Annotated in this window: 17 protein-coding genes; 10 read left to right on the forward strand and 7 right to left on the reverse strand. The window is 68.7% G+C overall.

Annotated features, from left to right (window positions below):
* The first annotated feature begins 178 nt into the window (after window positions 1-178).
* Complete coding sequence (locus ABLE94_RS04045) at window positions 179-1,132, forward strand: sulfite exporter TauE/SafE family protein (protein ID WP_348808108.1); 954 nt, start codon at window positions 179-181, stop codon at window positions 1,130-1,132.
* Between the two features lie 250 nt (window positions 1,133-1,382).
* Complete coding sequence (locus ABLE94_RS04050; protein ID WP_348803585.1) at window positions 1,383-1,589, forward strand: DUF7455 domain-containing protein; 207 nt, start codon at window positions 1,383-1,385, stop codon at window positions 1,587-1,589.
* 229 nt (window positions 1,590-1,818) lie between these two features.
* On the opposite strand, the gene ABLE94_RS04055 is transcribed toward ABLE94_RS04050, so the two are convergent.
* Entirely contained in the window at window positions 1,819-3,540 is a 1,722-nt protein-coding gene (locus ABLE94_RS04055; RefSeq protein WP_348803583.1) for a DEAD/DEAH box helicase, read from the reverse strand.
* A 302-nt stretch (window positions 3,541-3,842) separates the two neighbouring features.
* Here ABLE94_RS04055 and ABLE94_RS04060 point away from each other — a divergent pair, with 302 nt between their 5' ends.
* Window positions 3,843-5,156 (forward strand): YihY/virulence factor BrkB family protein, encoded by a 1,314-nt coding sequence (locus tag ABLE94_RS04060; protein WP_348803582.1) that lies wholly within the window; start codon window positions 3,843-3,845, stop codon window positions 5,154-5,156.
* A gap of 22 nt (window positions 5,157-5,178) precedes the next feature.
* On the opposite strand, the gene ABLE94_RS04065 is transcribed toward ABLE94_RS04060, so the two are convergent.
* Window positions 5,179-5,460: a DUF3039 domain-containing protein gene (locus tag ABLE94_RS04065; RefSeq protein WP_348803581.1), complete on the reverse strand. Its 282-nt coding sequence runs from the start codon at window positions 5,458-5,460 to the stop codon at window positions 5,179-5,181.
* A 163-nt stretch (window positions 5,461-5,623) separates the two neighbouring features.
* Here ABLE94_RS04065 and ABLE94_RS04070 point away from each other — a divergent pair, with 163 nt between their 5' ends.
* Entirely contained in the window at window positions 5,624-6,022 is a 399-nt protein-coding gene (locus ABLE94_RS04070) for a DUF3099 domain-containing protein (RefSeq protein ID WP_348803579.1), read from the forward strand.
* Between the two features lie 259 nt (window positions 6,023-6,281).
* The gene (locus tag ABLE94_RS04075) at window positions 6,282-7,301 is read left to right on the forward strand and encodes a sigma-70 family RNA polymerase sigma factor (RefSeq protein WP_348803577.1); all 1,020 of its coding nucleotides are present in this window, start codon (window positions 6,282-6,284) and stop codon (window positions 7,299-7,301) included.
* A gap of 4 nt (window positions 7,302-7,305) precedes the next feature.
* Here ABLE94_RS04075 and ABLE94_RS04080 read toward each other — a convergent pair whose 3' ends face one another.
* Both ABLE94_RS04080 and ABLE94_RS04085 read right to left on the reverse strand, forming a co-directional pair.
* On the reverse strand, window positions 7,306-10,221 hold the full coding sequence (locus tag ABLE94_RS04080; RefSeq protein ID WP_425476138.1) for a bifunctional acetate--CoA ligase family protein/GNAT family N-acetyltransferase: 2,916 nt from the start codon (window positions 10,219-10,221) through the stop codon (window positions 7,306-7,308).
* Window positions 10,214-11,458 (reverse strand): acetoin utilization protein AcuC, encoded by a 1,245-nt coding sequence (locus ABLE94_RS04085; protein ID WP_348803575.1) that lies wholly within the window; start codon window positions 11,456-11,458, stop codon window positions 10,214-10,216. The genes ABLE94_RS04080 and ABLE94_RS04085 overlap by 8 nt, the downstream gene beginning before the upstream one ends.
* Window positions 11,459-11,638: 180 nt before the next feature.
* On the opposite strand from ABLE94_RS04085, the gene ABLE94_RS04090 reads away from it, so the two are divergent.
* A complete protein-coding gene (locus ABLE94_RS04090; RefSeq protein ID WP_348808109.1) occupies window positions 11,639-12,322 on the forward strand; it encodes an iron-dependent transcriptional repressor DtxR in 684 nt (227 codons plus the stop codon).
* 25 nt (window positions 12,323-12,347) lie between these two features.
* On the opposite strand, the gene ABLE94_RS04095 is transcribed toward ABLE94_RS04090, so the two are convergent.
* Both ABLE94_RS04095 and ABLE94_RS04100 read right to left on the reverse strand, forming a co-directional pair.
* Entirely contained in the window at window positions 12,348-13,448 is a 1,101-nt protein-coding gene (locus ABLE94_RS04095) for a DUF4192 domain-containing protein (protein WP_348808110.1), read from the reverse strand.
* Between the two features lie 123 nt (window positions 13,449-13,571).
* Complete coding sequence (locus tag ABLE94_RS04100) at window positions 13,572-14,225, reverse strand: hypothetical protein (RefSeq protein ID WP_348808111.1); 654 nt, start codon at window positions 14,223-14,225, stop codon at window positions 13,572-13,574.
* 424 nt (window positions 14,226-14,649) lie between these two features.
* On the opposite strand from ABLE94_RS04100, the gene ABLE94_RS04105 reads away from it, so the two are divergent.
* A complete protein-coding gene (locus tag ABLE94_RS04105; protein WP_348803571.1) occupies window positions 14,650-15,675 on the forward strand; it encodes a proteasome assembly chaperone family protein in 1,026 nt (341 codons plus the stop codon).
* Window positions 15,672-17,774: a DEAD/DEAH box helicase gene (locus tag ABLE94_RS04110; protein WP_348803918.1), complete on the forward strand. Its 2,103-nt coding sequence runs from the start codon at window positions 15,672-15,674 to the stop codon at window positions 17,772-17,774. Before ABLE94_RS04105 ends, ABLE94_RS04110 begins: the two co-directional genes overlap by 4 nt.
* A 31-nt stretch (window positions 17,775-17,805) precedes the next feature.
* Here ABLE94_RS04110 and ABLE94_RS04115 read toward each other — a convergent pair whose 3' ends face one another.
* Window positions 17,806-18,756, reverse strand: coding sequence for a hydrogen peroxide-inducible genes activator (locus ABLE94_RS04115; protein ID WP_348803570.1), 951 nt, complete (start codon window positions 18,754-18,756; stop codon window positions 17,806-17,808).
* Between the two features lie 138 nt (window positions 18,757-18,894).
* On the opposite strand from ABLE94_RS04115, the gene ABLE94_RS04120 reads away from it, so the two are divergent.
* Window positions 18,895-19,482: a peroxiredoxin gene (locus ABLE94_RS04120; protein WP_348803569.1), complete on the forward strand. Its 588-nt coding sequence runs from the start codon at window positions 18,895-18,897 to the stop codon at window positions 19,480-19,482.
* Window positions 19,483-19,493: 11 nt separating this feature from the next.
* A complete protein-coding gene (ahpD, locus tag ABLE94_RS04125; RefSeq protein WP_348803568.1) occupies window positions 19,494-20,027 on the forward strand; it encodes an alkylhydroperoxidase, AhpD family in 534 nt (177 codons plus the stop codon).
* Window positions 20,028-20,048 lie beyond the last annotated feature (21 nt).

The raw sequence follows: 20,048 nt of genomic DNA on the forward strand, positions 1-20,048 counted from the left end.
CCCGTGCTGGTCAGCAGTCGCGTCGTCGACCTGTTACGGGTCGCATCCATGCTGTGTCGGTGACCTGAGCGCGGGCACGACCCGCCGCCCCCGCACACCTGCGCCGTCGGTCGCGATCTGTCGTCGCCACCGCTGATTGGCTCTCACCCTCACCGTCACCACCGAAAGACATCCACTGATGCGCACTCTTGTCCTCATCGGCCTCGTGGGCTTCGCCGCCCAACTCGTCGACGGCAGCCTCGGCATGGCCTACGGCGTCACGACGACCACCCTGCTGCTGGCGATCGGCACCAACCCCGCGGCGGCGTCGGCCACCGTCCACCTCGCCGAGATCGGCACCACCCTGGTCTCCGGCGTCTCCCACTGGCGGTTCGGCAACGTCGACTGGAAGGTCGTCCGCCGAATCGCGCTCCCCGGCGCAATCGGCGCATTCGCCGGCGCCACGGTCCTCTCGCACCTGTCCACCGAGGCGGCCGCGCCGGTGATGGCCGCCATCCTGCTGGCGTTGGGCCTCTACATCCTGGTGCGCTTCACCTTCTCCGGCATTCCCCGCGAACACCTCGGCAAGCCGCTGCGCAAACGATTCCTGTCACCACTCGGCCTGGTCGCCGGTTTCGTCGACGCCACTGGTGGCGGCGGCTGGGGACCGGTCGGCACCCCGGCGATCCTGGCCAGCGGGCGTCTCGAACCCCGCAAGGTCATCGGATCGATCGACACCAGCGAGTTCATCATCGCGGTCGCGGCCAGCCTCGGATTCCTCGTGAGCCTCGGATCACAGGGCATCAACTTCGCCTGGGTGGGCGCCATCCTGGTCGGTGGTGTGCTGGCCGCACCCCTGGCCGCGTGGCTGGTGCGGCATGTGCCGCCGCGACTGCTGGGTGCGTCGGTCGGTGGACTGATCATCCTGACCAATACGCGCACCCTGCTGCGCGCCGATCTCGTCGACGTCCCGCGTCCGGCGCAGACGGTCATCTATACCTTCATCGTCGTGGCGTGGGCCGCCGCGTTCGCCTACTCGCTGCGCGAATACCTGCGTGACCGCGACCTGGAGTCCTCCGACGCCATCAGCGCTCTGCGGGAGGAACGCGAACGGGCCACCAAGACGCCGTCCCCGGCCGTCGCGGCGAGCTGAGATCGCCGACCTCCCTTCACATTTCGCTCGTGGTGAATGTGATCCACGTCGCGCCGCCGGTAACAGGGACTTGATCTCGTGTTGCGGGCGGCGCACGCGTGTTACGGGTGAGTGACGACACACGCCGACGGGTGCGCGGAACAATACGCAACCCCACAACGTCTGACACAGTGAGGTTGATGCATCGCCCGGATGTGTCGGCTCAAGAAGGAATGGCACCTGCGAGTGCCGGACCGGGACGGAGGAAACAATGCCAGACATCGCGACCACACCCCCGATCTCCCTGCCGTTGACCGCGTCGGACCGTTGTGACCGCTGCGGCGCCGCAGCGAAGGTGCGTGCCGTTCTCCCGAAGGGCGGCGAACTCCTCTTCTGCCGGCATCACTTCAATGAGCACGAGGCACGTCTCGTGGAACTACAGGCGACCGTCGACGAATCGGCCGGCGAACTCGTCTGAACCCGTGTCCGGCCGAACCGGCCGGACCAACCGATCCGATCACAACCGATCGATCGGCCCCGATCTCCTCACCGAGGGACCCACGACCCGGGTCCGGTGGCAGACGCCACCGGAGCCGGGTCGTTTCGTCACCGGGTCGTTTCGTCACCGGGTCGTTTCGTCACCGGGTCGTTTCGTCACCACGGCCCGGAAGCCACCGGCCGAAGGTCAGCGCCACTCCCGCAGCGCGTCAGCGCCACTCCCGCAGCGCCTGAATACGTTCACGCAGCTGATCGCCCGACGCCATCGCCGTGGGCGGTCCGCCGAGCTTGGCACGCAGTTCACTGTGCACGACGCCGTGCGGTTTGCCCGTCCGATGGTGATGCATGGCGACCAGCGTGTTGAGTTCCTTGCGCAGTGCCGCCAGATTCTCACCCGTCGCCCGCTGTGGTGCCTCGGCGGCCGGCGCCGACGCCGCCGCGGTGCGCTGCTCCACCTGGGTCTCCTGGCGTTTGCGCAGCAGCGCACGCACCTGATCGGCGTCGAGCAGACCCGGCAACCCGAGATAGTCGGATTCCTCCTCGCTTCCCGAGAAGGTCGCGGTACCGAACGACGAACCGTCGAAGATCACCTGATCGAGTTCGGCGTCGGCGTGCAGCGACTGGAATCCGCGCTCGTCCTCCCCCGGCTCGTCCTTCTGCTTGTTGGCATCGATGAGCAGCGCGTCGTCGAGGCCGTCGCTCTCGCGATGCGGCTTGCCCAGGACGTGGTCCCGCTGCGCCTCCATCTCGCTGGCCAGGGTGAGCAGGACCGGCACCGACGGCAGGAAGACACTCGCGGTCTCCCCCGGCCGACGCGACCGCACGAACCGTCCGATCGCCTGGGCGAAGAACAGCGGCGTCGACGAACTCGTCGCGTACACGCCGACCGCGAGCCGCGGCACGTCCACGCCCTCGGACACCATCCGGACCGCGACCATCCACTGGTCGTCGGACGCGGCGAACTCCGCGATCCGCGACGATGCCTTCGGGTCATCGGAGAGCACCAGCGTGGGTGCCCGCCCGGTGATCGACTCGATCAGTTCGGCGTAGTCGCGGGCCACGGTCTGATCCGTCGCGATCACCAGGCCGCCGGCGTCGGGCATCCCGGCGGCTCGGATCTGCCCGAGGCGCGTATGCGCGGCCTGCAGCACCGCGGGAATCCAGTCGCCGTGTGGATCGAGTGCGGTTCGCCAGGCCCGCGCGGTGTGTTCGGCCGACAGCGGCTCCCCGAGACGCGCGGTGAACTCCTCACCGGCGTTGGTGCGCCAACTCGCCTGACCCGAGTACGCCAGGAACACCACCGGCCGGACGACGCCGTCGGCGAGGGCATCGGAGTAGCCATAGCTGTGGTCGGCACGTGACCGCTGGCCGCCACCCGGTTCGGGTTCGTAGGTGACGAACGGGATCGGTGAGTCATCCGACCGGAACGGGGTTCCGGTGAGCGCGAGCCGGCGTTCGGCATCGTCGAAGGCCTCCCGGATGGCCTCACCCCACGACTTCGCGTCACCACCGTGATGGATCTCGTCGAGGATGACCAGCGTGCGGCGGTTCTCGGTCCGCACCCGGTGCCGGGTCGGGTGTGCGGCCACCTGCGCGTAGGTCACCGCCACACCGTCGAAGTCGGTGCTCGTCTGACCGGCCGAGTTGCTGAACCGGGAATCGAGCGCGATCCCCACCCGCGCAGCCGCCTGCGCCCACTGGTGCTTGAGGTGTTCGGTCGGTGTCACCACGGTGATCTGCTCGATGGTCCGATCGTCGAGCAACTCGCGGGCGACACGCAGACCGAATGTGGTCTTGCCCGCGCCGGGCGTGGCCACGGCCAGAAAATCCTTCGGGCCCTGCGCCAGGTACCGCGTCAGGGCCCGGCGCTGCCAGGCCCGCAGCGGCGGCCCCGAAACCGTGGGGACGACAACGTTTTCGGCAGAGGTCAAGGGTGCTGGCTCCGAAGGTCGGCAGTGCAGGACAGGGAAACACGGGTTGGACGGGGAAACACGGGCTGGGGACAGGGATCGCGATGGGGCGCAAGCGGTGACGCACCGCGCGGACGCGACAACTCTACCGAGCCCCTCGGGCCCTGCACCCGCCGACACTCCTGTGAGATCCGCGGCCCTTCCGCCGGTGCGGCGTGTCGGCCACACCTCGCCCCGCGTGTCGCGCGCGGGGTGGTCCCCCATCGCCGGGCCCGATCGGGGATGCTGGACACATCAGCACCCGACGCCGCAATCCCGCACCGATGACCCCCGACGACACCGCGTCGCCGGGGGCACCCCGGCGACGGCGGCCCGATGTCACGGCCGGCGGTCCGGCGCCACGCCCGGCACCCGCGGGCGCGGCGGCCGACACCGATGTGATCGGTCCCGCCCGGCTCGTGACGCCGCATCCACCGCGCGGTGAGACCCCGACGACACCGTTGTCCGCTGCGCGACGCAACCCGGCGCCGGTGTCGGTGGAACTCGACGCGCCGGACGCACACCATCGGACGCTGTCGCAGGAACGTGACACCGCCGGATCGGATCCGCGCACCGGTCAGGACGACCCGGCCGACACTCCACCGCAGCCCCGCACGCCCGTGCTCCGCAACATCCCGACACTCGTCTGGCGCACCATCGTCAAGGCCTGGGATGACGGCATCGTCGGTTGGGCGGCGCAGGCGGCGTTCTGGCAGGCGCTCTCGTTGCCTCCGCTGCTGCTCGGGCTGCTCGGCAGCGTCGGCTACGTGGCCGGGTGGTTCGGCCCGGACACCGTCGACGTCATCTACGAACGCATCCTGTCCTTCGCCGAACGCACCTTCTCCCCGAATGTCGTCGACGACCTGATCAAGCCGACCGTCGACAACGTCCTGGGCCGCGGCCGGGTGGGCGTGGTGTCGATCGGTTTCGTGCTGTCACTGTGGGCCGGGTCGTCGGCGGTGTCGTGTTTCGTCGCCTCCATCGTGCGTGCCCACGACCAGCACGAGGTCCGGAACCCGGTGTGGCAACGCATCTTCGCACTGCTGCTCTACCTGGCGTTCCTGACCGTCGCGGTGCCGCTGCTGCCGTTGGTGGCGTTGGGCCCCAACTACCTGCGCGACATCGTTCCCGAGTCCTGGGATCCGCTGGTGACCTCGGCGATCAACATCGGCTACTTCCCGTTCGTCGCGCTGCTGCTGTTGCTGGTGCTGACCACGCTGTATCACCTGGCGCTTCCGAACCCGCTGCCGTGGCATCGACTGGTCGGCGGCGCCGTCGTCGCGGGCATCGCGTTCTGGGTGGCGAGCTACTTCCTGCGTCTCTACCTCGCCGCCATCACCCGCGCCGGTTACAGCTACGGCGCGCTCGCGACCCCGATCGCTTTTCTGCTGTTCACGTTCTTCCTGGGGTTCGCCATCGTGATCGGTGCCGAGTTCAATGCGGCGGTGCAGTCGCTGTGGCCAGCCAAACCGGCCGTCACCACGCACGTCCGCAAGTGGGTGCACAGTCAGACCGCGGAGGTCACCGAGCAACTCAGGACGTTGCCGGACCGGCTGTCGAGCGGACCGATCCGGCGCAATCGGTCCGACGACGGGTGACGCCGCCTGGCGGCGCCGGCACTCAGCTCTTCCGCATCCGGTTGTAGATCTTCTTGCACTTCGGGCAGACCGGTGAGCCGGGCTTGGCCGAACGCGTCACCGGGAAGGTCTCCCCGCACAACGCGACGACATGATTGCCCATGACGGCACTCTCGGCGATCTTGTCCTTCTTGACGTAGTGGAAGAACTTGGGGCGATCGTCGTCGCCGTGGTCGGTGGCGTCGGCGTCGGGCCGCTCGTCAGTGCGGGTGTCGGTGTCGATCCGCTCGTCGAGATCGGGACGCTCAATGGTTTCGGTGGGCATGGGCTCCATTGTGCGCCACGTTTGGGCCGCGCCACCAGCGAGCGGCCCGAGGACTGTGCGCCACGACCGGCCCGGGTCACCAGCGCGCGGGCAGCGACCCGATCCCGACATTTCCGCCGAACCCGACGGTGCGCGCGGTCGACGAAAGTGGGACAGTGGATTCATGGGTGATCAGAACGACGCGGCACAGCGATCCACGGGAGATCGCCGGAACGCCGACGCCTTCCTGATCACCGGCGCACCCACGCCGTACGACGAGCAACATCGTGCCCGGGTGCGCAAATATCTCACGCTGATGGCCTTCCGCGTCCCGGCGCTGATCATCGCGGGCATCGTGTACTCGTCGACGGGTTCGGGCTGGTGGGCCCTGGCGATCATCGCGGCGTCGATTCCGCTGCCCTGGGTCGCGGTGCTGATCGCCAACGATCGGCCGCCCCGCAAACGCGGCGAGGTTCCGCAGTACAAGTACGGACCCGATCATCACGTGGTGGGACCACCGGCGCTGGGCCCCTCGGGCCGCAGCATCGACTCGACGACCGTCGACGGGCCGCACGACACCTGACGGGCCGCACGAGAACTGACGGGCCCGTACGAAAGCCGGGCCTCGTCGTCCCGAGCACGTCACCGGAACGCTCGCGCGGGGTGCGTGATCGTGTTCCGGGACTTCACCATCTCAGCAACTTCTCAGCAGCTCCGGCGGCCACTGTCGCGTTTGCGCAGCTCACCGTACTCGTGACGGCGGGGGCCCCAGCGCGTCCGGGGAACTTTCGTCCACCCATCCGCGTTGGACCCGTTGTATGCACCTAAGTCAGGAGGCCGGAATGTCACGCTCCACCGTTGCTCGCTCCACCACGTCGTCCACTGATCTCACCGACGCGCCCAGCACCTCCACACGACCCGCCATGACCGAGCAGGATCTCGACGCTCAGTCACCCGCCGCCGATCTCGTTCGTGTCTATCTGAACGGGATCGGTCGCACCGCACTGCTCAACGCCGAGCAGGAGGTCGAACTCGCCAAGCAGATCGAGGCCGGCCTGTACGCCAAGCACGTGTTGGCGACCAAGAAGCGGTTGTCGGCCGCGAAGAAGCGCGATCTGAACACGATCATCCGTGAGGGTGAGATGGCCCGCTCGCATCTGCTCGAGGCCAACCTGCGCCTGGTGGTGTCGCTGGCCAAGCGCTACACCGGACGCGGTATGCCGTTGCTCGACCTCATCCAGGAGGGCAACCTCGGGCTGATCCGTGCGATGGAGAAGTTCGACTACGCCAAGGGCTTCAAGTTCTCGACCTACGCCACCTGGTGGATCCGGCAGGCCATCACCCGCGGCATGGCCGATCAGAGCCGCACCATCCGGCTGCCCGTCCACCTCGTGGAGCAGGTCAACAAGATCGCCCGGATCAAGCGTGAACTGCATCAGCAGCTCGGACGCGAGGCCACCGACGACGAGTTGGCCACCGAGTCGGGCATCCCGGCGGAGAAGATCGCCGACCTGCTCGATCACAGCCGTGACCCGGTGAGCCTGGACATGCCGGTCGGCAGTGACGAGGAGGCACCGCTCGGCGACTTCATCGAGGACGCCGAGGCGACCTCGGCCGAGAACGCCGTCATCGCCGGACTGCTGCACTCCGACGTGCGGGCCGTGCTCGCGACACTCGACGAGCGCGAGCAGCAGGTGATCCGGATGCGCTACGGACTCGACGACGGGCAGCCCCGCACGCTCGATCAGATCGGCCGGATGTTCGGACTCTCCCGCGAGCGGGTGCGTCAGATCGAACGCGAGGTGATGGGCAAGCTGCGTCAGGGCGACCGCGCCGAGCGTCTGCGCGCCTACGCCAGCTGATCGACTAACTCAACCGTCTCGGCCCGGCGTCCTTCCTGGAGGGCACCGGGCCGATCCGGATCCGGGCGCTCAGTGCCGCGACGGCGTCGGGTGAGACCAGGATCGGGTCGCACACCACCTCACGGATCTCCGGAATGTCGTCGACGAGGGTGGAGATGCGCAGCAGCAGGTCGATGAGTGCTTCCTTGTCGATCGGCTGTTCTCCGCGGTAGCCGTCGAGCAGGGGTGCCGATCGTGGTGCCGCCACGAGGTCGGCGGCATCGCGATCCGACAGCGGCACCGCCCGGTAGGCGCGGTCGCCGAGGAGGTCGAAGGTGCTGCCGGACAGCCCGAACGAGATGAGCGGCCCGAACGACGGGTCGTCGCGCATGGTGACGACGGTCCCGACCCCCTTCGGGGCCATCTTCTGGACGTGCAGCACCGGATCGCCGGTGAGCGCGATCAATTCGGCGAACGCGGTCACCACCGATGTCGGGTCGGGCAGGTCCAGGCGTGCGCCCTCCCGGTCGAGCCGGCCGCGCCATCCCGGTGACGTGGCCTTGACCGCGACCGGGAAGCCGAGTTCACGGGCCGCGGCACTGGCCTCGTGCATGGTGCGGACCTCGCGGAACTCCACCACGTCGATGCCGTACCAGCCGAGCAGGGTGGCCGCCTCGACCTCGGTGAGGTCGCGGCCCCCTTCGCCGGACTGTCCGTCGGTGAGCCCGTCCATGTGCTCACGGACGAACATCCGGGCGGCCTCGGCATCGGTACCCGCCGGTCGCGCGAAGGTGGGTTCGGGGGCGCTGCGCCAGCGCGCGTACTGCCACGCGTTCGCCAGCGCCGCCGCGGCCCGCTCGGGGCTGCCGTAGGACGGGATGGATCCACGCTCCGGCAACCCGTGCGGCCCCGGTCGCATCAGTCCGGGCGGGATGCCCTCGACCGCGAGGAAGGTCGTGACGATCGGTTTCGGAACGCCGCCCGGCGTGTTCGCCGCGGCCATGAGCGCACGTGCATGCCAATCGGCGTCGACGGCCACCGGCGGTACGAACACCACGATGACGGCGTCGACCCCGTCGTCGACCATCGCCGCCGCGACCGCCGACTCGAATTCCTCCTCCGACGCGCCGGCCCCCAGGTCCACGGTGCCGATGACCTCGAGTCCGCCGGTGCGGGCGGTGTCGGCGGCCAGACTCGCGATGACCGACGAATTGCCGATGACCTGGGTGCGCGGACCTCGGGGCAGCGGCTGGTAGGCGAATATCGTTGCGCAGTCGAAGAGTTCGGGGATGGTGTCGACCTGGATGACCCCCGCCTGTTCGAGGACCATCTGCGCGATGCGGTCGTCGAGCCGGGCCCCGGCCGAGCGTGCGGCGCGGACCGCGGTCATCGCGCCCTTGCCCGACTTCACCGCGACGATCGGCTTGGTCCGCGACACCCGTTGCGCGATCCGGGAGAACTTCCGCGGGTTGCCGAAGCTCTCCAGGTACAACAGCACCACGTCGGTGGCGGTGTCGGAATCCCAGTACTGCAGCAGATCGTTACCGGAGACGTCGGCGCGGTTGCCGGCCGAGACGAAGGTCGACAGTCCGATCTGCCGACGCGCGGCGGTGTCGAGGATCGCGATGCCCAGGGCACCGGACTGGCAGAAGAACCCGACCCGCCCGGCGGCCGGGATGCGGGGCGCCAGAGTCGCATTCAGCGCGATCTCCGGGTCGTTGTTGGCGACGCCGAGCGCGTTGGGACCGACCAGGCGCATGCCGTGTTCGCGGACCTGCTCGACGAGTCGTCGTTCACTCTCCAGCCCGGCCTCCCCGCTCTCGCCGAATCCGGACGACACGATGACCAGGGTGCGCACACCCTTCACCAGGCAGTCGTCGAGGACGGTGTCGACCACCGCGGCCGGCACGGCGACCACGGCCAGATCCACCGGATCCGGGATGTCGCGCACCGACTCGTAGGCGCGGATGCCGCGCACCGACGGTGGACGTTCACGGACCGGCCGTCGGGGATTGCCGTGGCCGTGATGGCCGAGACCGGGATGTCCGGGACCGTGGTGTCCGGGACCGGCCCCGTGTGCGGCGGCGCCGGGCTGGGATTCGGCGTCGGCGTCCCCGCCGCGATGAGCGGGGCCGTTGACCGGGAACACCGGACCGGTGAAGCCACCGGCGATGATGTTGTCGAGCAACGCATTACCCACCTTTTTCGGGTCGGCCGACGCGCCGATCACGGCGACCGACGCCGGCCGCAGGAGGTTGGCGACGCTGCGGGCCTCCGACGCCCGTTCCCGCGCGTTGCGCACCGACATCAGGGCCTCGGTGGGATCGATGAGGAACTCCACATGGACGGTGGCACCGTCGAAGGCCCGGGTGATCTGGTATCCGGCGTCGCGGAACACCGCCACCATGTTCGGGTTCTCGCTGAGCACCTCGGCCTCGAACCGGGTGAATCCGTTCTCGGCGGCCGCCCCGGCGAGGTGCTCGAGCAGGATCGGGCCCAGTCCGCGGCCCTGGTGTTCGTCGGCGACGACGAATGCGACCTCGGCCGACTCCGGTTTCCCGTCGGCGGCGAGGCCCTCGTAGATGCCGATCGCGATGATCTCGCCGCCGAGGACCGCGACGATCGCCACGCGCGTCTTGTGGTCGACGGTGGTCATCCGGACCACCTCGCGCGGTGGCAGGGTCGGCGTCGGACCGAAGTACCGCATGTACCGCGTGCGTTCACTCAACCCGGCGTGGAAGCGGACCACGCGGTCGGCGTCACCGGGAACGATCGGGCGCAGATGCACGACGCCACCGTCGGAGGCGAGCACGTCGGCGATCCAGTGCCGTGGGTAGTCCCAGCCGCCGGACGTGTGCTGGTCGGACGTGTGCTGGTCGGCCGGGGCCGGATCCGAGTTCGCGGTGTCGGTGGTCGCGGTGTCGGGTCGCTGATCAGTCACGCGGGTCCTCCGGATCGAGTCCGTGCAGCGGGAAGACGGCCTTGCGGGTCGCCATGATGGCTCGGTCGGTCTGGCGCAGTGCCGACTCGTCGATTCCCGGTGGCGGCGACTGTCCGGTGTCGCCGTCCCACGGCACATAGGCGACATCACCGTCGTCACCCATCACGCCGACCGGTTGTGCCGCGTACTCCTCGTAGATGCGTCCGGCGATCTGCTCGGCCGAGGACCGCCACGACTCGTCGATCACCCGGTCGACGGCGATGTCGCGGTCGAGGACCACGCCGAGCAGATGTGTCCAGCTGCGCGGCACGACGTTGACCACGCCGTATCCGCCGCCGCCGACGGCGATCCACCGTCCCTCGCAGTACCGTTCGGCGAGTTCCCGCATCGCGATCATCGCCGCCCGCTGTCCGTCGACGGTGAGGGCGAGGTCGGTGAGGGGATCGGCGCGATGGCTGTCGGCGCCACACTGACTGATCAGGATCTGCGGCCGGAACTCCGCGATCATCGACGGCACCACCGCGTGAAAACCACGCAGCCACAAGCGATCCTGCGTTCCGGGCATGAACGGGAGGTTGACCGCGGTGCCGTGCGCGTCGTCGTCGCCGATCTCGGTGGGCCAGCCGGTACCCGGCCACAGCGTCGCCGGATGCTGATGCAGGGAGATCGTCATCACCCGCGGATCGGCGACGAACTCGGCCTGGACACCGTCGCCGTGATGGGCGTCGATGTCGATGTAGGCGATGCGGTCGAAGCCGTTGTCGAGCAGCCACCGGATCGCGACGGCGCAGTCGTTGTAGATGCAGAACCCGGCGGCCCGCGACTTCATCGCGTGGTGCATGCCGCCGCCGATGTTGACCGCGCGCCGTACCGATCCCGAGGCCACCGCCTGGGCGGCGGCGAGGGTGCCGCCGACGAGGAGACGAGCCGCCTCGTGCATGCCGTCGAACACCGGATTGTCGGCGTCCCCGAGGCCGAAGAGACGCTCCAGTAACGGCCCCGACAGCGATGCCGTGCCGGACCCGACCGCTCGCACCGCGTCGATGTAGTCGCGGGTGTGCACCACGGCGAGCTGGTCGTCGTCGATCTGCAGGGGCGGCGCGAGGTCGACGTCGTCGAGGACTCCGAAACTGTTGGCCAACGTCATCGTCAACGCGAGCCGGACCGGATTCATCGGATGCGTGTGCGCCCATCGGTAGGACAGAAAGTCCTCACTCCAGATCACCGCGGCGGTCATCGCGGACTCCACTGTCTTGCCACGCCACTCAGGCTAGGCCATATCCCCCACTTCCACTGTGAGGTAGTGACAACGGGCGTCCGACGGCGTGGCCGAGGGGCACGTTGACCGGGCGCGGCCGGCAGCCTCGATTCCGGTGCTGGTCAAGGTACCCTTGAGGGGACGAAGGGACTACGCAGAGTGAACGATCTGGTTGACACCACTGAGATGTACTTGCGGACGATCTACGACCTCGAGGAAGAAGGCATCGTGCCGCTGCGCGCACGCATCGCCGAACGCTTGGATCAGAGCGGACCCACGGTGTCCCAGACCGTCGCACGGATGGAACGCGACGGGCTGCTGCGGGTGGCCGGCGACCGCCATCTGGAACTCACCGACAAGGGACGAGGACTCGCCGTCGCCGTGATGCGCAAGCATCGGCTCGCCGAGCGTCTGCTCGTCGACGTGATCGGGATGCCCTGGGATCAGGTGCACGACGAGGCCTGCCGCTGGGAGCATGTGATGAGCGAGAACGTGGAACGCCACCTGCTCACCGTGCTCGACAATCCGACGACCTCCCCCTACGGCAACCCGATCCCCGGCCTCGAGGCACTCGGCGCCGAGGCCCCGCCGGTCAAGGATGCGGCCACCCGTCTGTCGGACCTGCCGCAGGGCGACGCCGTCGCCGTCATCGTGCGACGCGTCGCCGAACACGCCCAGTCCGACCGGGAACTGATCTCCGACCTCCGCGAGGCGGGCGTGGTCCCCAACGCCCGCGTGACGGTCACCTGCACACCACACAAGGTGGAGATCGACACCCCGGGACACGACGGTATGGTGCTGTCGGCCGAGATGGCCCATTCAATCTTCGTCGAGAAGGTGTAGGGCTGCAGGGCCACACCCACCGACGTCAACCGACCTGACGCAACGTCATGCGCGGCAGGTCCATCCCCCACTCGGCTGCCTGCGCGTAGCTGTCATCGATCGTTTCCCGCAGTACGGCAGGCTCCAGGCCACCGCGGAGCGCGCGATCGAGCAGTCGGGCCAACGCCCAGTCCGGGTCGGCGGTGAGAGCACAGTCCAATGCCACCCCGGCGTATCCACCCTCACCGGCGACGTAATGCAGATGGGCGAGCAGCGTGGCCGCGCTCGCCCGGCCCGTGCCGATCAGCCGCCGCGCCAGCTCGCGCCAGAGGTACTCGGCGCCGGCCCGCAGATCGGTCACCGCGCATGCCAGTGCGGCGTCCCGGACGTCGAGCGTCAGGATCGCCCGTTCCAGTCGGGCCACGCCGGCACAACCGAGGTCGGGTGGTTCGGCCATCGCGGTCAGCAGATCCGTGAGCAGTGCCGCACATTCGTCGGGGTCGGCGACGCCGGGCGGCACCACGGCCATCGGCGCGGTCGCCGGGGATTCGCTGCGCTCACATGACGCAGACGTGCAATGCGGCAGCGGCGTGAGCATCGCGGCCATGTCCGAACGGCGCGCCAGGATCCGGCGACCTGTCTCGACCGCCGACGCGATCGCGGTCGGCGACGTGCGTGGGTCGGTCAGGGTGCCGGTCGCCGACGCGGTTCTCAGGGTCGCGCCGGTCGGCCCGTCGCCTCGCGGATCCCAGATGAGATGCCAGGGCGCGTGTTCCTCGAAGTCGGTGACGACGAATCCCTGGGCGATGCCGCCGACCGCGGCCAGGAAGCGGTTGGCGACCGCCATCACCTGACGGTAGCGCCGATCATCGGGGTGGAATCGGCGATCGGCGATCACCCCGACGACCGGACCGCCGCCGCCCTGCCGTTCGATGATGGTGCCGAGCCGGTCGAGAACATCGAGCAGATCGTCGTCGGGAGCACCGGACTCGGTCAGGGAGAGGTCGTAGCGCATCGCCACTCCCACGTGGTTGGGAGGGCGCAGCACGACGAGGATCACCGAGGATTCGGGGATGAAGCCGAGGAGCGCGGGAACGGCACTGAGAAGCGAGCGGGCCTTGAGACGGCGGGGGTGTGTGCATGTCATGCGCCACATGGTTCGCCGGGTGGCGGCCACTTCCGGCCGGGGCGACCGCCGGGACGACGGGTTATCCCCCGATGTCCCGCCATCCACAGGCCGACGCGGTACCCGTCGCCGTGCCGCGGGTGGTCACCCGAATGCGGCGGCCAGTGCCTTGGTGAACAACGAGTCGAGGCCGGCCGCGGCGTCGGCGGGGATGGCGTCCTCGCCCGGGTTGCGGTACTGCGCGTACACCCGCACCCCGTCGCGCTGACCGATCAGCGTGAGACTGCTGGTGACCACCCGATGCTCGTCGTCGCCGCTTCCGGTGATGCGTCGGATCGCCGCGGTGTCGACGCCGGTCGGGCCGGGCGGTGCGGGCAGCACGGTCGTCGTGATCCGGGTGCCGGCTGCGGCGTCACCGGAGAATGTCTGGGGGCAGCGCTCGGCCCGGGCCACGTCCGCGGCGACCGACTCGTCGGCATGGGTCACCGCACTCGTGTAGGAGGAGGCACCGCCGTCGACGATCACCTGCCACACCACCGCGCCGGTGGCGTCGACGCGCGGCGGAATGCAGTCGGATGGACTCGCGATCGCCGGGTCCGTTCCGGCGAGGCCCGCCACGGCGAACGGCACCGCCGGAGTGGGTACGCGGGTCGCCCCCGGAACCGGGAAGTCGTCGGCCTGCACCGATGACGACGACAGGTCACCCGAGTCGGCCACCGAATGCCCGGTCACCGTGCAGCCGGCGGCCACGGGAAGCATCACCATGCACGCCACCAGGGTGAGTGTGCGCAGAGACATCGAGCGACCGACGTCACCCGTTGGCCGACGCCGACGCGTCGTGCCGATCCTTCTGCTCAGCCGCACAACGCCCCACTGTGCCACCTTCGTGGGCCACGGGGCCCACCGACACTCCGGGGTCCCTCGGCCGGGGGACAACCGGTCACCGAGCCCCGAACCGGGAATTACCGCGACGCGTCGCGGTTGTACTTCTGGAGGGGTCACCGGATGGAGAGTTCACCGGCGGCGACGACCCTCGGTGGCACGCGCACCGCCACCGCGGAATGACCACGGGATTCGCCCCGAACAGCGCCGATACGCGACAATGGACATTCGGTGCACGAGAATTGATCGCGGCGACACGAGAGTCTCACGCACGAGAACCACCGGCACCGACAACGACCGGCACAACAACGACCGGCACGAGAACGACAGGAGGGACGACATGGACGAGCACTCCGCCGACGACCGGCCCCTGTACGAGCTCGCCTTCCCCACGCCCGCCGTCCAACGGGACGGCGCCGAGACCGGCCCGGTCCTGATCCACGCGCTGGACGGTTTCGCCGACGCCGGCCACGCCGTCGCGCTGGCCGCGACGCATCTGCGCGATGCGTTCGGCTCCGATCTGGTCGCCACCTTCGACACCGACGAGCTGATCGACTATCGCTCGCGTCGCCCCACCATCGACTTCAGCGGTGAGACCTTCACCGATGTGGCCATGCCGACGCTGACGTTGCACGCGATCCGCGACGCCGAGGACCGCCCGTTCCTGCTGCTGTCGGGATCCGAGCCCGATCTGCGCTGGGAGAAGTTCGTCGAGGCGGTGCGCAGGCTCGCCGACCATTTCGGTGTGACCGATGTGATCGGTCTCAACGCCATTCCGATGGCCGTGCCGCACACCCGGCCGCCGTCGCTCACCGCGCATGGCAGCGATCCCGACCTGCTCGGCGATCTGCCCCGGTGGGGTTCGGCGATGAAACTTCCGGCGAGCGCCTCGATGTTGCTGGAACTGCGCCTCGGCCAGGCCGGCCGACGCGCGACGGGGCTGTCGGTGCACGTGCCGCACTACCTGTCGCAGACCGACTATCCCGCCGCCGCGGCCCGGTTGCTGCAGACGGTGTCGTCGCTCACCGGGCTCGAATTGCCGGTCGCAGCACTGGATTCGGCCGCCGAGAAGGTACGCGAGCAGGTCGACAACGAGGTCTCGGGGAACACCGAGATCGAGTCCGTCGTGACCGCGCTCGAGCAGCAGTACGACGCGTTCGCGCAGGCACAGACCGAACGCGCCTCGCTGTTGGCCACCGAGGAATCCCTGCCCAGCGGTGATGAGCTGGGTGCAGAGCTCGAGCGGTTCCTGGCCGATCTGCACGCGCCGGACGGCTCCGACGAGCAGCCGGGGTTCGGCGCCGGCACCGATGACGCCGGTGAGGACTCCGACGGCGACCCGGGCGGTCGATCATTCCCGATCTGAGCTCGGCGACCATCCCACTCACCCCGACCGCCGACGAGGACGCCGCCCTCGAACACTTCACCCGGTGGTGGTCCGACCGTGGGATCGAGTTCTATCCCCACCAGGAGGAATCGCTGCTGGAGTTGCTCGCCGGCAGCAACGTCATCCTGGCCACGCCGACCGGCTCGGGCAAGTCGTTGGTCGCCTCCGGCGCGGTGTATTTCGCCCGCTGTCAGGGACGCCGGGCGTTCTACACGGCGCCGATCAAGGCGCTGGTCAGCGAGAAGTTCTTCGATCTGTGCGAGCAGTTCGGCGCCGAGTCGGTGGGTTTGCTCACCGGCGACGCCGCCGTGAACGCCGACGCCCCGATCATCTGCGCGACGGCCGAGATCGTCGCCAATCTGGCGTTGCGGGACGGCGCCGACAGCGACATCGGCGTGCTCGTCGCCGACGAGTTCCACTTCTACGGTGAGCGTGACCGCGGCTGGGCCTGGCAGGTGCCGCTGATCGAGTTGCCGCACACCCAGTTCCTGCTGATGTCGGCCACGCTGGGCGACGTCGGCTTCTTCGTCGACGACCTGCGTGAGCGCACCGGCCGTGACACCGCCGCGATCACCGGCACGCAGCGGCCGGTCCCGCTGGAGTACGACTACGCGATGACCCCGATCCACGAGACGATCGAGGATCTCATCGACCGCGGCCGGGCCCCGATCTACGTCGTGCACTTCACCCAGGCCGCCGCCGTGGAGCGGGCTCAGGCGCTCTTGTCGGCCCGGATCTGCGACAAGGCCGAGAAGGCGGTGATCGCCGAGGCGATCGGCGACTTCCGGTTCGCCACCGGATTCGGCAACACCCTCTCGAAACTGCTGCGCGCCGGGATCGGCGTGCATCACGCCGGGATGCTGCCGCGGTACCGCCGGCTGGTGGAACGTCTCGCCCAGCGTGGTCTGCTCAAGGTGGTCGCCGGCACCGACACCCTCGGCGTGGGGATCAACGTGCCCATCCGCACCGTGCTGTTCGCCGGGCTGAGCAAGTACGACGGCACCCGGGTGCGACGGCTGCGGGCCCGCGAGTTCCATCAGATCGCCGGGCGCGCCGGGCGCGCGGGCTTCGACACCATCGGCTACGTCGTCGCCCAGGCACCCGAACACGACGTCGACAACGCACGCGCGGTCGCCAAGGCGGGCGACGATCCGAAGAAGCTGCGCAAGATCGTCCGCAAGAAACCGCCCGAGGGGTTCGTGTCGTGGGGTGAGAAGACCTTCCTGCAGTTGGCGCAGGCGCCCGACGAGCCGCTGCGCTCGCATTTCCAGATGACCACCGCGATGCTGCTCGAGGTGCTCGGCCGGCCGGGTGACTGCTTCGCCGCGACGCGACATCTGTTGGAGGGCAATCACGAGCCGCGGGATCGGCAGTTGCGTCACATCCGGCACACCATCGCGCTGTACCGGGACCTGCGCAACGCCGGCATCGTGGTGCAACTCGACGAACCCGACGACGAGGGCCGACATGTCTCGCTCAGCGTCGACATGCCGGAGAACTTCGCCCTCACCAATCCCCTGTCGGCGTTCGCGCTCGCCGCCTTCGAACTCCTCGACCCGCAATCGTCGACGTATGCCCTCGATGTGGTCTCCGTTCTCGAATGCACGCTGGAGGATCCGCGCCCGGTGCTGCTGGCGCAGCGCAAGGTGGCGCGGGATGCGGCGATCGCGGAGATGAAGGCCGACGGCGTCGAGTACGAGGAACGGATGGCGCGCCTCGAGGAGATCACCTGGCCCCGTCCGCTGGCCGAGGAGATCGCCTATGCCTTCGACGTCTACCGTCGCGGGCATCCGTGGGTGTCCGGGTTTCCGCCGAAACCCAAATCCGTGCTGCGGGAGATGCTCGAACGGGCGATGACCTTCACCGAGTTGATCTCGGCCTACGGACTCGCCCGCAGCGAGGGCATCGTGCTGCGGTATCTCTCCGACTGCTATCGCGTTCTGCGACAAGGCCTTCCGTTGGCGGTTGCCACCGACGAGATCGAGGACATCACCGATCGGGTGGGTGCCATGGTCCGCGAGGTCGATTCCAGCCTGCTCGACGAGTGGGAGGAACTCGCCGCGGTCACCGGGCGATGAGACGCGGCACGGTCGTTTACGCGCACCTCGCTCAGACCGGGACGCCGCTCGCGACGACGCGCACCGAGCCACCCGCACCGATCAGGTCGGCAATGACCCCGGCGAGCCGACGATAGGCCTCGTCGCGCCCCGAGGACTCGCGGTAGACCAGCCCGACGCGCCGCCCCGGTCGCGGCACGCTGAATCGTGCGGTCGCCAATTCTCCTCCGGCGGTTTCGGATTCGACCGCCGTGTCCGGGATCAGAGTGACGCCGAGCCCGCCCTCGACACACTGCACCGCGGTCGCAAGCGATGCCGCACGGGTCTGTCCGAGGTCGGGCGATACCCCGGCGAGCCGGCACACCTCGAGGGCCTGATCACGCAGGCAATGCCCCTCGTCGAGCAGCAGCAGCGGGAGTTCGGCCAGGGTGCTCGGGTCGACGCGCTTGCGGCCGGCCAGCGGGTGCCCGGACGGCAGGGCGAGGACGAAATCCTCGTCGTACATCGGGATCTCGGCGATGCCGGGCGCGTCGGCGGGCAACGCGAGGATCGCCACGTCCAGTGAGCCGTCGCGCAGCGCGGCGAGCAGCCGCGCGGTCTGATCCTCCACCACCCGCAGCCCGAGGTCCGGCAGTTGTTCCGGCAATCCGCGCAGCACGGTGGGCAGGATGTAGGGGGCGACGGTCGGAATCAGCCCGAGCCGAAGGGTGCCCACCAACGGGTCGTCGGCACCCGCCGCGGCGGCCAGGAACTCGTCTGCCGCATCGGTCACCGCGATCGCCCGGTCGAGCAACGTGCGCCCCTCCGGTGTCAAGAAGACACGCCGCGTGGTGCGTTCGATGAGTTTGCGCCCCAACCCGTTCTCCAGACCCGCCAGCGCCTGCGACAGCGATGGCTGACTGACTCCGAGTTCTGCTGCGGCAGAACCGAAGTGATGTGTCCGTGCCAACGCCACGAAGGCCCTCAGGCCGGCCAGCGAGGGTTGATAAGTTTTATCAGCCATACCTATCAGTATAGTGCTAATCATCACGTTTCACTTTCGGCGGTTTCGGCGCAGAATTGAGGGGTAACCACTACGACACGTCGTCGTCGCATGCGCCGACGACGCTGTCACGCGAGACGAAAGGGAGCGTCACACGCCATGGCTCTGCTGACAATCGGGGACCAGTTCCCCGCCTACAACCTGACCGCTGTCATCGGAGGCGACCTGTCGAAGGTCGACGCCCAGCAACCCGACGACTACTTCACCCAGATCTCCAGCGATGACCATCCCGGCAAGTGGCGGATCATCTTCTTCTGGCCCAAGGACTTCACCTTCGTGTGCCCGACCGAGATCGCCGCGTTCGGAAAGCTGAACGAGGAGTTCGCCGATCGCGACGCCCAGGTTCTCGGCGCCTCGGTGGACAACGAGTTCGTCCACTTCCAGTGGCGTGCCCAGCACGAGGACCTCAAGACCCTCCCCTTCCCGATGCTCAGCGACCTCAAGCGCGAACTCGTCTCGGCCGCAGGCGTTCTCAACGCCGACGGGGTGGCCGATCGCGCCACCTTCATCGTCGACCCGAACAACGAGATCCAGTTCGTGTCGGTCACCGCGGGCTCGGTCGGCCGCAACGTCGACGAGGTGCTGCGTGTCCTCGACGCCCTGCAGTCCGACGAACTGTGCGCCTGCAACTGGCGCAAGGGCGATCCGACGATCGACGCCGGCGAACTGCTGACCGCGAGCGTCTGAGAAGGACTGAGATGAGCATCGACAATCTGAAGGAAGCCCTTCCCGAGTACGCCAAGGACCTCAAGCTCAACCTGTCGTCACTGGCGCGCACCACCGAGCTGAACGAGCAGCAGTTGTGGGGAACCTTCCTCGCCGCCGCCGCCGCGAGCCGAAATGCCAAGGTGCTCACCGAGATCGCCGAGGAGGCCGGTGACACACTGTCGGCCGAGGCCTACAACGCCGCCCTCGGCGCCGCCTCGATCATGGGCATGAACAACGTCGCCTACCGGGCCAAGAGCTTCCTCGGCGACGACTACGCCCAGGTGCGGATGGGTCTGCGGATGAACATCATCGGCAACCCGGGGGTCGACAAAGCCGACTTCGAGCTGTGGAGCCTGGCCGTCTCGACCATCAACGGCTGCCACGACTGCACCGCGGCCCACGCCAAGGTCGTCCGCGACGCCGGACTGACCAAGGAGCAGGTCTGGGAGGCCGTCAAGGTTGCCGCCACCGTCTCCGGTGTGGCCCAGGCCATCTCGACCACCGAGGTGCTGGCGAACGCCTGATCATCCGGTCATGACGAACGG

The sequence above is a fragment of the Gordonia sp. VNK1 genome (assembly GCF_040049135.1).
In the GTDB taxonomy this organism is placed as follows: Bacteria; Actinomycetota; Actinomycetes; order Mycobacteriales; family Mycobacteriaceae; genus Gordonia; species Gordonia oleivorans.

Excerpts from the sequence above, each read along its gene's own strand:
- ABLE94_RS04060 (WP_348803582.1), top strand. The coding sequence starts at position 3,843 with ATGACCCCCGACGACACCGCGTCGCCGGGGGCACCCCGGCGACGGCGG.
- ABLE94_RS04065 (WP_348803581.1), bottom strand. The coding sequence starts at position 5,460 with ATGCCCACCGAAACCATTGAGCGTCCCGATCTCGACGAGCGGATCGAC.
- ABLE94_RS04045 (WP_348808108.1), top strand. The coding sequence starts at position 179 with ATGCGCACTCTTGTCCTCATCGGCCTCGTGGGCTTCGCCGCCCAACTC.
- ABLE94_RS04105 (WP_348803571.1), top strand. The coding sequence starts at position 14,650 with ATGGACGAGCACTCCGCCGACGACCGGCCCCTGTACGAGCTCGCCTTC.
- ABLE94_RS04075 (WP_348803577.1), top strand. The coding sequence starts at position 6,282 with ATGTCACGCTCCACCGTTGCTCGCTCCACCACGTCGTCCACTGATCTC.
- ABLE94_RS04070 (WP_348803579.1), top strand. The coding sequence starts at position 5,624 with ATGGGTGATCAGAACGACGCGGCACAGCGATCCACGGGAGATCGCCGG.
- ABLE94_RS04115 (WP_348803570.1), bottom strand. The coding sequence starts at position 18,756 with ATGGCTGATAAAACTTATCAACCCTCGCTGGCCGGCCTGAGGGCCTTC.
- ahpD (WP_348803568.1), top strand. The coding sequence starts at position 19,494 with ATGAGCATCGACAATCTGAAGGAAGCCCTTCCCGAGTACGCCAAGGAC.
- ABLE94_RS04095 (WP_348808110.1), bottom strand. The coding sequence starts at position 13,448 with ATGACATGCACACACCCCCGCCGTCTCAAGGCCCGCTCGCTTCTCAGT.
- ABLE94_RS04120 (WP_348803569.1), top strand. The coding sequence starts at position 18,895 with ATGGCTCTGCTGACAATCGGGGACCAGTTCCCCGCCTACAACCTGACC.
- ABLE94_RS04100 (WP_348808111.1), bottom strand. The coding sequence starts at position 14,225 with ATGTCTCTGCGCACACTCACCCTGGTGGCGTGCATGGTGATGCTTCCC.
- ABLE94_RS04050 (WP_348803585.1), top strand. The coding sequence starts at position 1,383 with ATGCCAGACATCGCGACCACACCCCCGATCTCCCTGCCGTTGACCGCG.
- ABLE94_RS04085 (WP_348803575.1), bottom strand. The coding sequence starts at position 11,458 with ATGACCGCCGCGGTGATCTGGAGTGAGGACTTTCTGTCCTACCGATGG.